The organism is Streptomyces sp. BYX5S, from assembly GCF_054724165.1.
On record NZ_CM138829.1, the window covers coordinates 7,282,357 to 7,296,518 of the forward strand.

Annotated in this window: 12 protein-coding genes; 2 read left to right on the plus strand and 10 right to left on the minus strand. The window is 71.0% G+C overall.

Features of this window, described 5'->3' with window-relative positions:
* Nucleotides 1–66: 66 nt before the first annotated feature.
* Nucleotides 67–1,110: an NAD(P)-dependent alcohol dehydrogenase gene (locus ACYBSK_RS32745; RefSeq protein ID WP_460244269.1), complete on the minus strand. Its 1,044-nt coding sequence runs from the start codon at nt 1,108–1,110 to the stop codon at nt 67–69.
* A gap of 129 nt (nt 1,111–1,239) precedes the next feature.
* Here ACYBSK_RS32745 and ACYBSK_RS32750 point away from each other — a divergent pair, with 129 nt between their 5' ends.
* Nucleotides 1,240–2,145 carry a helix-turn-helix domain-containing protein gene (locus tag ACYBSK_RS32750; protein WP_457480882.1) on the plus strand — a complete coding sequence of 302 codons (906 nt, stop codon included), beginning with the start codon at nt 1,240–1,242 and terminating at the stop codon, nt 2,143–2,145.
* Nucleotides 2,146–2,193: 48 nt separating this feature from the next.
* On the opposite strand, the gene ACYBSK_RS32755 is transcribed toward ACYBSK_RS32750, so the two are convergent.
* The 7 genes from ACYBSK_RS32755 to ACYBSK_RS32785 all read right to left on the minus strand — a co-directional run bounded on the left by ACYBSK_RS32755 (nt 2,194) and on the right by ACYBSK_RS32785 (nt 10,919).
* Complete coding sequence (locus ACYBSK_RS32755) at nt 2,194–2,970, minus strand: globin domain-containing protein (protein WP_460244270.1); 777 nt, start codon at nt 2,968–2,970, stop codon at nt 2,194–2,196.
* A 65-nt stretch (nt 2,971–3,035) separates the two neighbouring features.
* Entirely contained in the window at nt 3,036–4,253 is a 1,218-nt protein-coding gene (locus ACYBSK_RS32760) for an LCP family protein (RefSeq protein ID WP_460244271.1), read from the minus strand.
* A complete protein-coding gene (locus tag ACYBSK_RS32765) occupies nt 4,250–6,355 on the minus strand; it encodes a bifunctional polysaccharide deacetylase/glycosyltransferase family 2 protein (protein WP_460244272.1) in 2,106 nt (701 codons plus the stop codon). Before ACYBSK_RS32765 ends, ACYBSK_RS32760 begins: the two co-directional genes overlap by 4 nt.
* A 281-nt stretch (nt 6,356–6,636) precedes the next feature.
* On the minus strand, nt 6,637–7,320 hold the full coding sequence (locus ACYBSK_RS32770; RefSeq protein ID WP_460244273.1) for an ABC transporter ATP-binding protein: 684 nt from the start codon (nt 7,318–7,320) through the stop codon (nt 6,637–6,639).
* 46 nt (nt 7,321–7,366) lie between these two features.
* The gene (locus ACYBSK_RS32775) at nt 7,367–8,875 is read right to left on the minus strand and encodes an ABC transporter permease (RefSeq protein ID WP_460244274.1); all 1,509 of its coding nucleotides are present in this window, start codon (nt 8,873–8,875) and stop codon (nt 7,367–7,369) included.
* 178 nt (nt 8,876–9,053) lie between these two features.
* Nucleotides 9,054–10,313 (minus strand): L,D-transpeptidase, encoded by a 1,260-nt coding sequence (locus ACYBSK_RS32780; RefSeq protein WP_457480887.1) that lies wholly within the window; start codon nt 10,311–10,313, stop codon nt 9,054–9,056.
* Between the two features lie 249 nt (nt 10,314–10,562).
* Nucleotides 10,563–10,919, minus strand: coding sequence for a hypothetical protein (locus ACYBSK_RS32785; protein ID WP_457480888.1), 357 nt, complete (start codon nt 10,917–10,919; stop codon nt 10,563–10,565).
* A 109-nt stretch (nt 10,920–11,028) separates the two neighbouring features.
* Here ACYBSK_RS32785 and ACYBSK_RS32790 point away from each other — a divergent pair, with 109 nt between their 5' ends.
* Nucleotides 11,029–11,313: a hypothetical protein gene (locus tag ACYBSK_RS32790; RefSeq protein WP_457480889.1), complete on the plus strand. Its 285-nt coding sequence runs from the start codon at nt 11,029–11,031 to the stop codon at nt 11,311–11,313.
* Between the two features lie 27 nt (nt 11,314–11,340).
* On the opposite strand, the gene hutH is transcribed toward ACYBSK_RS32790, so the two are convergent.
* Nucleotides 11,341–12,879 (minus strand): histidine ammonia-lyase, encoded by a 1,539-nt coding sequence (gene hutH / locus ACYBSK_RS32795; RefSeq protein WP_457481933.1) that lies wholly within the window; start codon nt 12,877–12,879, stop codon nt 11,341–11,343.
* Between the two features lie 81 nt (nt 12,880–12,960).
* The gene (locus tag ACYBSK_RS32800; protein ID WP_460244275.1) at nt 12,961–14,112 is read right to left on the minus strand and encodes a GGDEF domain-containing protein; all 1,152 of its coding nucleotides are present in this window, start codon (nt 14,110–14,112) and stop codon (nt 12,961–12,963) included.
* Between the last annotated feature and the right edge of the window lie 50 nt (nt 14,113–14,162).

Consider the following 14,162-nt stretch of genomic DNA (forward strand, 5'->3'; position numbering starts at 1 on the left):
TCAGATCCTGCCGGGATCCGGGGAGGGCGGCCATGACCTCTCAGGTCATGAAAGCGGTGCGGGCGCTCAGATGGTCGCCGCGTCGATCACGAAGCGGTAGCGCACGTCCGAGTTCAGGACCCGCTCGTACGCCTCGTTGACCTGGCTCGCCTCGATGAGCTCGATCTCGGCGCCCAGGTTGTGCTCGGCGCAGAAGTCCAGCATCTCCTGGGTCTCGGCGATGCCGCCGATCATGGAGCCGGCGAGCACCTTGTTGCCGCCGATGAGCGAGAACAGGTTGAGGGAGATCGGCTCCTCGGGGGCGCCGACGTTCACCAGGGCGCCGCCCGTCTTCAGCAGGCCCAGGTAGGCGCCGAAGTCGACCTGCGCGGAGACCGTGGAGAGGATGACGTCGAAGGTGCCCGCGAGCTCCTCGAAGGTCTTCGGGTCGCTGGTCGCGTAGTAGTGGTCGGCGCCCAGCTTCAGGCCGTCGTCCTTCTTGCGCAGCGACTGCGACAGGACGGTGACCTCCGCGCCGAGCGCGTGCGCGATCTTGACGCCCATGTGGCCGAGGCCGCCGAGACCGACGACCGCGACCTTCTTGCCGGGGCCCGCGCCCCAGTGCTTCAGCGGGGAGTACGTGGTGATGCCGGCGCAGAGCAGCGGCGCGGCCACGTCGAGGGAGAGCCCGTCGGGGATGCCGAGGACGAAGCCCTCGGTGACGACGACCTTCTGGGAGTAGCCGCCGTAGGTGGGCTCGCCGTCCTTGCCGACGCCGTTGTACGTCTGGACGTTGCCCTGGACGCAGTGCTGCTCGAACCCGGAGGTGCAGGGCTCGCAGGTGCCACAGGAGTCGACCATGCAGCCGACGCCGACGCGGTCGCCGACCTTGAACTTGGTGACACCGGAACCGACGGCCTCCACGACACCGGCGATCTCGTGGCCCGGGACCATCGGGAAGATGGCCTCGCCCCAGCCCTCGCGGGCCTGGTGGATGTCCGAGTGGCAGATGCCCGCGAACTTGATGTCGATCAGTACGTCGTGCTCGCCGACGGTGCGGCGCTCGATGGTGGTGCGCTCCAGCGGGGCCTTGGCGCTCGGAGCGGCGTATGCGGCAACAGTCGTGGTCATGTCCTCAAGCCTGCTACCGGCTCGCCCCGATCCGCAAAGAATCCGCAGGTCACCGCTTTGCGTACGTTCGCTGGTCCTACTACTGGCGGGGTCAGGCTCCCCGTCGTACGAACGGGAATACTGGACACTATGGACGACAATGATGCGGCCGGGACACCCGCGGCGGACGGCCTGGACCGGCGGGCCGAGCTGAGCGAGTTCCTGCGGACCCGGCGGGCCCGCCTCCAGCCCGAGGACGTGGGGCTCGCCACGGCCGGGCACCGGCGGCGGGTGCCGGGGCTGCGGCGCGAGGAGCTGGCGCAGCTCGCCGGGGTCTCCGTGGCGTACTACACACGGCTGGAGCAGGGCAACGGGCGCAATGTGTCGACGGAGGTGCTCGACGCGATCGCGCGCGCCCTGCGGCTGAGCGACACCGAGCACGCGCACCTCGTCCACCTCGCGCGGCCCACGCCGCGGCGGCGGAAGGCGCCGATGCCGAAGCGGCAGAAGCAGGTGCGGCCCGCGCTGCGGCATCTGCTCGACTCGATGGAGGGCGTGCCCGCGTACGTCGGCGGGGCGCGCTCCGACATCCTCGCGTGGAACCGGACGGCGGCGGCGCTGTTCGGTGACTGGGGGCAGCTGCCGCGGGCCGAGCGGAACTGGGCGCGGCTGACGTTCCTCAACCCGGACTACCGGGAGCTGTTCATCGACTGGGACTCCAAGGCGACGGACATGGTGAGCTATCTGCGGCTGTACGCGGGGCGGAACCCGGAGGACCCGGAGCTGTCGGCGCTGGTGGGTGAACTGTCGGTCAAGAGCGAGGAGTTCCGGCGGCTGTGGGCCACGCACGACGTGAAGGAGAAGGGGCACGGGGTGAAGCGGATGCGGCATCCGCTGGTGGGGGAGATGACGCTCGCGTACGAGACGTTGCACTTGCCGGACGATGACGGGCAGTTCCTGTCCGTGTACCACGCGGAGCCGGGGTCGGCGTCGGCGGAGGCGTTGCGGTTGCTTGCCAGTTGGGGTGTGGACGAGTCGTTGCGGGCCGCGTTGTAGACGCCTCGGGGCTCCGCCCCGGACCCCGCTGTTCAATCGCCGCAGGGGCTATTTCCTGTACGGCGGGGCCGCGCCCCAGGTCCAGTGGGGGACCGGTTGTTCCGCGGGGCGGTCCGCTTGCGGGGACGAGAAGGCGAGGGCCAGGCGGGTGCCCCATTCGACGTAGGCGCAGAACGCGGAGCGGAATTCCGCGTCCGTGGGCCAGTCCGCCTCGTCCGCCGCGTCCTGGACGAGGTTCACCCAGCGGCGGCGCTGCGGTTCGGTGATGGCCTTGCCGACGTGCATCGCCACCATGTGGCTGTGGCCGCCGTGCCGCTCGGAGTAGTGCGGCGGGCCGCCGAAGACCTCGCCGAGCCACAGGGCGACGTGCTCCGCGTGCTCGGCCGGAAGGTCGGCGAAGAGCGGGCCGAGCAGGTCGTCCTTCAGCACCTTCTCGTAGAAGACCGTGGTCAGACGGGTGAACGCCGCCGCGCCGCCCGCCCATGCGTAGAGCGTCGGCTCCGCCGCACCCGTGCCGTGCACCGTGGTCGGCGCGTAGTGGCGCATCTCGTCGATGTACCCCACGTAGGGGCGGATCTCGGCGAGGAAGCCGGGGAACAGGTCGGAGGTGCGGAAGCCCTCCACGTGGTCCTCGGTCGACGTCCACTCGATGCGCAGGACGAAGTGCTCGAAGTCCTCCTCGCAGCGGGTCAGCTCGTACGCCACGCAGTGTTCGGACGCGGCGAGGGCGCGGGCCGCGCGGGTGTAGGAGGCGAGGAACTCGGCGGAGCGGGGCTCGGGGATGCGGTAGCGGATGTACTCGATGGTGCGGGATCGAGTCGTCATCCACTCAGCGAAGCACTGGCGCGCCGCTCTGGCCAGCGTCCGTCGCTGCGGGAGGGGCTCCCGCGCTAGGAGGTCACTGTCACGGGGCGGTCCTCGCGGAGTTCCGTGAACAGGCGGGTGGCCTTCTGTTTGTCCCAGACGATGGCGCTGCCCTTGGACGTCGCCAGGCCCAACGTGCCGACGGGGACGCCCAGTTGCCTGCCCTGGCCGGAGGACACCGCCTGCATCGCCTTGAACAGCTCGGTGAGCTGGGGGATGCCCGTGGACTCGTCGACGATGAGCGTGTCCAGGCCCGCGCCCGCCGTGCCGTACAGCGCGGAGGGGTTCATCAGGACGCCCGCCGAGGACGCCTTCTCGGCCAGCGCGGAGAGGAACTTCTGCTGGTTGCGGGAGCGGCCGAGGTCGCCCTCCTTCTCCTGGTGGCGCTGGCGCACGAAGCCGAGCGCCTCGCGGCCGGACAGGGTGTGGCAGCCCTTGGCGAGGTCGAGGCCCGACTTGTCGTCGACGATGTGCCGGTCCACGCACATCGGCACCCCGCCGACCGCGTCGACGATGCCGACGAACCCGGCGAAACCGATCTCCGTGTAGTGGTTGATCCGCAGGCCGGTGTTGGACTCGATCGTGCGGACCAGCAGCTCCGGCCCGCCCAGTGCGAACGCCGCGTTGAGCTTGTTCTTCGCCGGCCGGTGGTGGACGCCGGTCCTCGGGTCGACGTACGAGGGGATGGTGACCCAGGAGTCGCGGGGCAGGCTGGTGAGCGTGGCACCGTGGGCGCCGGTGTGCAGCACCATCATCGAGTCGGTGCGGCGGCCCTCGGAGCCCAGCTCGGAACCCGTGTGCAGGTCCTTGGCCTGCTGTTCGCCGAGGCCCTCGCGGCTGTCGGAGCCCACGATCAGGTAGTTGGTGCCCTTGCCGGGCGCCGCCCGGGTGGGGATCGCCCCCAGGTCCACCTCGCCGTCGAGCCGGGAGCCCGCCCACACGTACGTACCCGCTCCCACCAGCGCTGTCAGCAGCACCAGCAGGCACAGCAGCCGCACCAGCTTGCCGAACCTGCCGCGCTTGCGCTTCCGCTTGGGCTCGCGCTCGCTGCGCTTGTAGCCGCCGGCGGCCCGCCCGCTCGGTCCGTTGGGCGGCACCGGATCGTACGGGTGGTGCTCGACGAGTTCGTAGGAGTGGGCGGGGGCGTAGGGGGCGGCGGGGGCGTGGGGACCGCCGTACGCGTCGTCGTACGTGCCGTGTCCGCCGTGGGTCGGGGTCGGGGCGCTGGGGTTCAGGATCGTCACCTCGCGATCGGCACGCCGCGGCCGTCGGCCGGCCTGCCGATGTGCTGGGCCGCCGCGGCGGCCGTTCCGGACCGGTGCATGCGCTGCCACTTCAACCGGCTGCCGCCCACGAAGGCCACCACGGACTGGATGACCACGAGGTACATCAACTGCCGGTACACGAACAGCTGGAAGGGCAGTGACCAGAGCGTGCGCCTGCGCTCTCCGTCGAGCTTCAGAGCGTACGCCGCGACGACCGTCTGGAGGGCGAGAAAGCCCACCCAGGTCACCACGGACGTACTGGTCTCCCCCGCGAACAGCGCGCTGTACAGCATGAATACGTCGATCATCGGGGCGAGGAGCGGCAGCACGACCTGGAAGAGGAACAGGTAGGACAGGCCGCGGCGGCCGAAGCGGCCCGCGGGGCCGACCTCGACGACCGCGTGCCGGTGCTTCCACATCGCCTGGAGGGTGCCGTAGCACCAGCGGTAGCGCTGGCGCCACAACTGCCGCAGCGACGTGGGCACTTCGGTCCACGCGACGGCGGTCTCCTCGTAGACCACCCGCCAGCCGGCCCGCCACAGCGCCATCGTGAGGTCGGTGTCCTCCGCGAGGGTGTCCTCGCTGAGCCCGCCGACGCCCATGAGCGCGTCGAGCCGGAAGGCGCCGATCGCGCCGGGCACGGTCGTCATGCACTCCAGGACCTCGAACATGCGGCGGTCGAGGTTGAACCCGAAGACGTACTCCAGGTGCTGCCAGCGGCCCAGCAGACGCTTGCGGTTGCCGACCTTGGTGTTGCCACTGACCGCGCCGACGGCCGGGTGGGCGAGCGGCTGGACCAGGCGCTGGATGGCGTCGGCCTCGAAGACGGTGTCCGAGTCGACCATCACGACATAGGGGCAACGGGTGTACTTCAGGCCGTGGTTGAGGGCCGCGGCCTTGCCCGAGTTGGGCTGGCACACCACCTGTACGCGCGGGTCGCGGGCCGCGTAGTCGTTCGCGATCTCCACGGTGCGGTCGCTCGACCCGTCGTCGATGACGATGATCTGGAGCCGCTGGTGCGTGGAGGCGAGCAGCGAGCGCAGCGTCGCGCCGATCCCCGCCTCCTCGTTGTACGCGGGGACGAGCACGGTCACCGGGTCGCGGATCTCGCGCAGCCAGGGCGAACCGGGGCGGTACCGCTCCAGGCGCCGGACGTGCGCGCGGGCGAACAGGACGAGCACGAGCAGGCGCAGCACGCCGAGCGCGGCGGCGGCGACGAGGACCAGGGAGAGGGCGGAGACGAAGCTGCGGCCGAGGGTCTGGAACCACATGAGGCCGGTGCCGAGCCAGTGCGCGGGCGCGGACGCCTCGCTCGTCGCCGGCCGCGCGGTGCGCACGCCCTCGGTGACGGTGGTGAACCGCTCGGCGTCGGGGTCCTTGAGGAGCTTCTCGGTCTCCTTGTAGGCGAGGGAGGTCTGGCTGAACTGCTTCACCAGGCCGTCGGAGACCCGCTGCCCGGAGTGGTCGGCGGCGACCAGCAGGTAGCCGTCCTCGGACGCGGCCCGCGCGGCGGGCCACTCGCCGCCGCACATCGTGGCGACGGTGGTGGTCATCGGCATCCGCAGCAGCGTGGTGCGGAAACCGTCGGTGCCGGCGAACGCGCTCTGCGTGAGTTCGAGCTCCATCTTGCTGCGCACCGGCGAGGACGAGCCCAGGTCGGCGCCCGTGTAGGTGTTGGAGCCGACGTCGTGGCCCTCGGCCCTGATCCGCTTGACCAGGTCGGGGTACTGGGCGGCCTTGGCGCCGTTGAGGAAGAACGTGGCGTGCGCGTGGTGCTTCTTGAGCAGCGCGAGGATCTTGGGTGTGGTCTTCGGGCTGGGCCCGCCGTCATAGGTGAGGGCGACCGTGCCGGGCGGCATCGAGGCGCTGCGCACCCGGTCGCCGTCGACGGACAGGACGGGTCCGGCGCCGGAGGCGGCCGCGGGGACGGGCCGGGTGCAGTCGGGCTTCGTACGGGCGCCGTCCACCTCGTTCTGGGTCCAGCCCTGGAAGAGGAGTGCGCCGAAGAGCACCGGCAGGGTGACGGCGAGCAGCAGCCAGTGCGCCCGCGGATCCCTCGCTTGCTTGTGCCGAGCCCCCATCAGAGGGTGCGGCCGACGTCACGGCCTCGACCCGCCGGACGTATTCGGCACCCGTTCTCCACGTTCCACTCACACATGGGAGGCGAGTGTATTGATGCGGCGGCCTGCGAATTGGGGCATTGGGAAACATCTGGGACTGGAGAGGCACGTGACAAAGGGCACACCTTTGTCGTCGAGCACAACCATTCGCGAGGAACGTAATTCACCTCGGGGGCGCCCCAGGGACACCTCAGGGGTGGCCGGACGGCGTCGTCCGGCCACCCCTGGGCGGGCTGTCGCGGTCAGGCGGCGGCGTTCTCCGTGACCGTGATCCGCCCCCTCTTGATCGTCGCGAGGCGCGGGGCCTTCTTCGCGATCGCCGAGTCGTGGGTCACCATCACGAACGTCAGACCGTGCTCCTTCCAGCGCTCCTCCAGCACGTCCATGATCTCGTCGCGCATCGACTCGTCGAGGTTGCCGGTGGGCTCGTCGGCGAGCAGCACCTTCGGGTTCTTGACGAGGGCGCGGGCGATGGCGACGCGCTGCTGCTGGCCGCCGGACATCTCCGACGGCAGGTGCCGCAGCCGCTCGCCGAGGCCGACGGACGTCAGCGCCTCGGCGGCCCGCTCGCGCCGCTCGGCGCTCTTGAGGCCGAGCGGTACGAGCGCGGTCTCGACGTTCTCCAGCGCGTTCAGCGTCGGGATGAGGTTGAAGGACTGGAAGACGAAGCCGATGGACTCGGCGCGGACCTTGGTGAGCCGCGCCTCCGGCAGCTTCGCCAGGTCGGTGCCGTCGAGCTCGATGCTGCCCGCGGTGGGCCGGTCGAGCCCGCCGAGCATCTGGAGCAGCGTCGACTTGCCGCCGCCGGTCGGCCCCTGGATGACGAGCCGGTCGCCGTCGCCGATGGCGAGGTCGACGCCCGCGAGCGCGTCGACGGTGTCCTTGCCGCGCCGGTACTGCTTGGTGACGCCCTTGAGCTGATACATGGTGCAACTCCTGTACTACGGAAGGTGGGTGGCGTGACCAGTGCCGCTACTCGACGCGGCGCAGGGCGTCGGCCGGGCGCAGCCGGGAGGCCCGCCAGCCGCCGAAGGCACCGGCGATCAGACCGCCCGCGACGGCGAGGCCGACCGCGAGGGCGATGGTCGTGGCGGAGACCGGGGCGCTGAGCGCGATGTCGAGGGTCTTCGCCCCGCCGCCGGCCGCCTGGCGCATGCCGCCGCCACCGCCTCCGCCGAATCCGCCGCCACCGGGGCCGCCGCCCATGCCCCCGCCGCCACCGGTGCCGCCGCCGAGCTGGGCGGAGAGGGTGGGGCTGATCGCGGTCACGGCGTAGGCGCCCGCGAGGCCGACGGCGATGCCGAGGACGCCGCCGATCAGACCGTTGACGACGGCCTCGCCGACGACCTGCCGGGTGACGCGGCCCGACTTCCAGCCGAGCGCCTTGAGCGTGCCGAACTCGCGGACGCGCCGGGACACGGCCGAGGAGGTGAGCAGGCCCGCCACCAGGAAGGCGGCGACGAGGACGGCGATGGACAGCCACTTGCCGACGTTGGAGGCGAGGTTCGAGGCGGTCGACAGGGAGCCGGAGACGGTGTCGGCGAGGTCGGCGGAGGTGGTGACGGTGGTGCCGCTGATGTTCTTCTGGATCGTCGCCTTCACGGCGTCGATCGCTTGCGAGTCGGTCGCCTTGACGTAGACCGTCGTCACCTTGTTCTTGCTGTCCGCGAGCGTCTGGGCCTGCTTCAGCGGCAGGTACACGTTGGCGGCGGCGTCCCCGCTGTCGGCGGTCGCGACGCCGATGACCTTGTACTTCGTGCCCTTGACGGTGACCTTGTCACCGACGGCGAGCTTCTTCTCCTTGGCGTACGCGGAGTCGACGACGGCGACCTTCGCGTTCGTCTCGGAGGTCTTGAAGGTGCGGCCCTTGGTGATCTTCGAGGAGGTCAGCGGGCCGAGGTCCTGCCGGGTGACGTCGGTGCCGAAGACCGAGTAGGAGTTGACGTCGAAGTTGGCGCCGCCGCCCTGGACACGGCCCTGGGACTGGCCGCCCTCGCCGCCGCCGTTCTGGCCGCCGGGTCCGCCCCCCGAGCCGCCGCCGCTCCCGCCCTGCTGGAACTGGCCGCGCGTGAACTGGCCGCTGACCTTCATCACCTGGAGGCTGAGCCCGCCGACCGTGTCGGCGACGCCCTTCTGGTCGGCGACCTTCGTGACGGTGGAGTCGGCGAGGGTCTGGAAGCCCTGCACCATCACCCGGTCGCTGGACTGCTCCTCGTCGTCGCCGCTGTCCTTGGCGTCGAACTCGAACCGGGGCCGGCCCGAGTCGTCGCCGGACTTCGGCGCGCTCGCCGCCTTGGTGACGGTCATGTCGGTACCGAGGCCGTACAGCGACTGCAGGACCTTGTCCTGCGCCCTGCTCATGCCGGAGGACACCGAGCTGACCACGATGACGAGCGCGATCCCGAGCGCCAGCCCGGAGGCGACGACGAGCGCCGCCTTTCTGCGGCGGCGCAGCTCACGCCGGAGATAGGTGAAGAACATCGAAGCCTCGCCGATGACGGCCCACACAGAAGAGGGCGTTTGATCAGGAATCAGCGGGAGCCGGAGCGTCGGTGACGCTCCGGCTCCCGCTGCGGCGAAACGGTATGGCGGCGTTGTAAGGGTTGCGTGAGGTCTCGATGAGAACGGAATGAGACCCGCTGCCGGGTGGGGCCCGTGGTTACTCGGCGGACCCCGCCGTCCACTGCGACCAGCTCATGTTCCAGCCGTTCAGCCCGTTGTCCGGCTGGACGGTCTTGTCGCCGGTGTTCTTGACGACGACCACGTCGCCGACCATCGAGTTGTCGTAGAACCAGGCGCCCGGCGTGCTGCTGTCATTGGCGCCCTTGGCGTCCTGGAGGCCGACACAGCCGTGGCTGGTGTTCGTGGAACCGAAGATCGACTTCGCGCCCCAGTAGTTGCCGTGGATGAACGTGCCGGAGTTCGACAGACGCATCGCGTGCGGCACGTCCTTGATGTCGTACTCGCCCTTGCCGTCGTCGTCCGTGAAGCCGACCGTCGCACCGTTCATCCGGGTCTCCTTGAACTTCTCGGAGATCACCATCTGACCCTCGTACGTCTTGTTCTCGGGCGAGCCGGCGGAGATCGGGATGGTCTTGACCGTCTTCCCGTCCCGCGTGACGGTCATCATCTTGGTCTTGGCGTCGACCGTGGAGACCTGGTTGCGCCCGATCTTGAACGAGACCGTCTTCTGCTGGACACCGGTCACGCCGTCCGCGCCCTCGACCCCGTCCAGGGCGAGCTTCAGCGTGACGGTGGAGCCGCCCTTCCAGTAGTCCTCGGGGCGGAAGTCGAGCCGGGTGTCGTTGAACCAGTGGCCGACGACCTCCTGGCCGCTGCTGGAGGACACGGTGATGTGGCTCTGCACGTCGGCCTTGTTGCTGATCGCCTTGTCGAAGTTGATCGACACGGGCATGCCCACGCCGACGGTCGAACCGTCCTCCGGCGTGAAGTTGCCGATGAAGCTGTTCGCCGGCGACACCGTCGTGAACTGCGAGTTCTCGTGGGCCGCGCGGCCGTCCGAGTCCTTCGCCTCCGCGGCGATCTTGTACGTCGTCGCGCGCTCCAGCTGGTTGGTGGGCTTCCAGCTCTTCTTGTCGGCCGAGAGCTGGCCCGCGACCTCGGTGCCGTCCGACGTGGTCATGGCGACGTCGGTGAGCGTGCCCTTGCTCACGGTGACCTTCGCGGCGTTGTTGATGCTCGCGTTGTCGGAGCCGTCCTTCGGCGCGATCTTGATGTCGGCCTCAGAGGTCTTCTTCGCCGCGGCCTCGTCGGCCTGCGCCTGCGACTCCTTCTTGCCCGAGCCGCCCTCGCTGTCGCCGCCGCCACAGGCCGTCAGCACGAGCACTCCGCCGAGCAGGGCGGACGCGGCCATCAGGCCCTTGCGCCGCTTACCGTCCGTTATCACACGCTTCTCCATAGTCGCCGAATTTCCCGACTTCGCCGGATGACCGGCCCTCGACCGCCCCGAGTACGGTCGACAGCGGGCCCGGGAGGACACACAGGTCTCCCCGTACCCCACTCAACGCCATGACCGGTTCGTCCCGTTCCCACGGAACCGCCGATGTGGGCGAGACCACTTCCGGAACTCCCCTCACCAGGGACGACGAAACCCCGGACAACGGTTGCCGCCCAGGGTTCCCGATTCAGGACCCGTTACACGCCGCCCTCAGTCGTCCCCCGCCACATCCCTGTCCCCATCATCCTCGTCGAGATCCCAATCCGGCGAGTCGGGGTCGTAGTCGACCTGCTCGCTGGACCAGGAGGCCTGCACCAGCTCGGCCCCCGGAACGTCGGCGACGAGATCGAAGGGATCCACGAGATACGCGACCGCCTCGGCCTCGTCCTCCTCCACGGCGCTCACCGCGCGGGCCCGCTCCTCGCCCCCGTCGCCGGCGCCCTCCGCGGGCCCCTCGTCCTGCGCGATCCGCTGCAACGCGGCCCCGGTCAACGCCTCCGCGTCCTCGACCTCCAGGATCAATTCCACCTTCAGCCGAACAAAGCGTGACGTCTCATCAGTACTCATGGCCGGAGCGTACGGCCCATCCGACCCGTGACTTTCCTGTGACCCGCGTCTTTCACTAACATCAGTGGCACACGGCCAATTCGCCAGCGCCACAGGGGGGATCGCTTCCGTGTCAGCCGCACGTCGATCACTGTTCACCGCCACCGCCGCCGCGGCCGTCCTCGGCGCCCTGTGGTTCGTTCCCACGGCCACGGCTACCCCCGAGCACTTCGCGCATGCAGACGAGCAGCGCACCGCGACGGTGGTGTCCGAGCAGTCCGACCGCCAACTCCGGCTTGCCGACACGGGTCAGGTGGACACGACGCCGTACGTGGTCGGCGGCTCGGTGTTCCTCGGCGTGGGCGTCGGATTCGTCGCGTTCTCGGTCCGCAGGGGGCGGGCGTACGAGATGTAGCGCCGCCCCCCTTGCCGCTCCTGAGGGCTAGCCCAGCGGGCCGGTGACCTTCTCAACTGCCGCGACGAGCGCACCGGTTCGTACGAACGCGTCCGCGGCCGCCAGGTCCGGGGCCAGGAAGCGGTCCGGGCCGGGGCCCTGGACGCCCGCCGCGCGGGCCGCCGTGAGGGCGGCGGCGGAGGCGGGGGCCGGGGTGAGGCCCTCGCGGAGTTCGATGCCGCGGGACGCCGCGTAGAACTCGACCGCTACGACCCGGGTCAGGTTGTCGACCGCCGTACGCAGCTTGCGGGCCGCGGACCAGCCCATCGAGACGTGGTCCTCCTGCATCGCCGAGGACGGGATGGAGTCCGCCGACGCCGGGACCGCGAGCCGCTTCAACTCGCTGACCAGCGCCGCCTGCGTGTACTGGGCGATCATCAGGCCGGAGTCCACGCCCGCGTCGTCCGCGAGGAACGGCGGCAGCCCGTGCGAGCGGTTCTTGTCGAGGAGCCGGTCCGTGCGCCGTTCGGCGATCGAGCCGAGGTCCGCCGCGGCGATGGCGAGGAAGTCGAGGACGTAGGCGACCGGGGCGCCGTGGAAGTTGCCGTTGGACTCGACGCGGCCGTCGGGCAGGACGACCGGGTTGTCGACGGCCGACGCCAGCTCCCGGTCGGCGACCAGGCGGGCGTGCGCCATGGTGTCCCGGCCGGCGCCCGCGACCTGCGGGGCGCACCGCACCGAGTACGCGTCCTGCACGCGCGGCGCGTCGTCCTGGTGGTGGCCGGTGAGGCCGGAACCCGCGAGCACCGCCAGCATGTTGGCGGCGGAGGCGGCCTGGCCCGGGTGCGGGCGGATGGCATGCAGCTCGGGCCGCAGCACCTTGTCCGTGCCGAGCAGCGCCTCCAGGGAGAGGGCCGCGGTGATGTCGGCGGCCTTGTAGAGGTTGTCGAGGTCGGCGAGCGCCATGACCAGCATGCCGAGCATGCCGTCGGTGCCGTTGAGGAGGGCGAGGCCCTCCTTCTCGCGCAGTTCGACGGGGGCGATGCCGTGCTCGGCGAGCAGTTCGCCCGCGGGCCGCACCGTACCGTCGGGGCCCTCCGCGTCGCCCTCGCCCATCAGCGCGAGCGCGCAGTGCGAGAGCGGGGCGAGGTCGCCGGAGCAGCCGAGGGAGCCGTACTCGTGGACGACCGGGGTGATGCCCGCGTTCAGCACGTCGGCCATGGTCTGCGCGACCTGGGGGCGTACGCCGGTGTGGCCGGAGCAGACCGTCTTCAGGCGCAGGAACATCAGCGCGCGCACCACCTCGCGCTCCACGCGCGGGCCCATCCCGGCGGCGTGCGAGCGCACGATGTTGCGCTGGAGCTGGGCGCGCAGCTCGTGGCTGATGTGCCGGGTGGCGAGCGCGCCGAATCCGGTGGAGACGCCGTAGACGGGTTCCGGTTTGGCGGCGAGCGCGTCGACGATCTCGCGGGCCGCGGCGAGCGCGGCCACGGCCTCGTCGGAGAGTTCGACACGGGCGCCCTGGCGCGCGACGGCGACGACATCGGCTGCGGTGACCCCGGTGGTCCCCACCACCACAGTGTGCATATCCATATTCAGGAGCGTACGCAGTGAATCTCTGGATGTCACGACCGAGTTCCGGGACGGCCCCTTACCGCCGCGCGACCGTCACGTCCGCGGCTCCCGGCCCCTGATCCGCCGCCGCTCCCCCTCGCCCGTGGGCGGCGGGGAGTCCGCGAGCCGGACCACCGGGTCGTCGAGGCCGCCGTCCCGCCCGGCCACCACCGGCTCCGCCGCGCGCTGCGCCTTCGCCTTGTACTGGGCCGCGTCCGCGAGCCGGAACAGCCGCCGCGCGCTGGTGACCTCGCCGATCGGGTCCCCGGTCGACGCGATCCCGCAGGCGACCCCCTCGCCGTGGTCCAGCTCGGCGGCGCGGGAGCAGATCTCGCCGCCGACCCGCACCACGTCGTCGGCCGACGGACCCACGGCGACCAGCGAGAACTCGTCGCCGCCGAGCCGTGCCGAGAGCGCCCCCGGCAGCATCGCCCCGCACAGCGAGAGCACGGAGCCGAACCGTTCGAGGAGCCGGTCCCCGGCCGCGTGCCCGAGGGTGTCGTTGACCCGCTTCAGGCCGTTGACGTCGCAGACGACGAGGCTGACCACGGAGCCGTCGGCGCGGTGCCGCTCCACGGCCTCGTCGAGGCGTATGTCGACCGCGCGCCGGTTGGCGAGGCCGGTCAGGGCGTCGGTGAAGGCGAGCCGCCGCGCCTCCTCCAGGCGCTCGGTCTGCGCGATGCCGGCGGCGACGACCGCGGCGAGCACCGTGGCGAAGTCGGCGTCGTCCCGGCCGAAGACCGCGGCGCCGGCCGGGCGGGCGACGTACAGCTCGCCCCAGGCCCGGCCGTGCAGCACGATCGGCGCGACGACACAGCAGCCGCGGCCCCTGCGGCGCAGGGCGGCGACCCGCTGGTGGCAGTAGCCGGCGCCGTCCACGGGACCCTCGGCCGTCTCGACCCAGGCGTCCGGCTCGCCGCCCTTGGCCCACCGCTCGTGCAGGAACTCGGTGATCTCCGGGAACCGGTGCACGGGGTAGGCCTCCGCCTCGGGGAACTCCTCCTCGCCCGCCGCGAGGTCTCCCACGTTGACGAGGACGCGGAGACGGCCGCGTTCGCGTTCCCACATGGAGAGGGCGGCGAAGTTGCCGGACAGGGCGCGGCAGGCGCCGAGTGCGGCGGCCCGCCAGGAGTCGCGCGGGGTCCGCGCAGCGGCCATGCCCTGCGCGAGCGTCACCACGGCGCGTAGCCGGATGTCCTCTGCCACGGGTCCAGCGTAAGGATGATTCCGGCATTTCGGTGAATTACGCACACCCC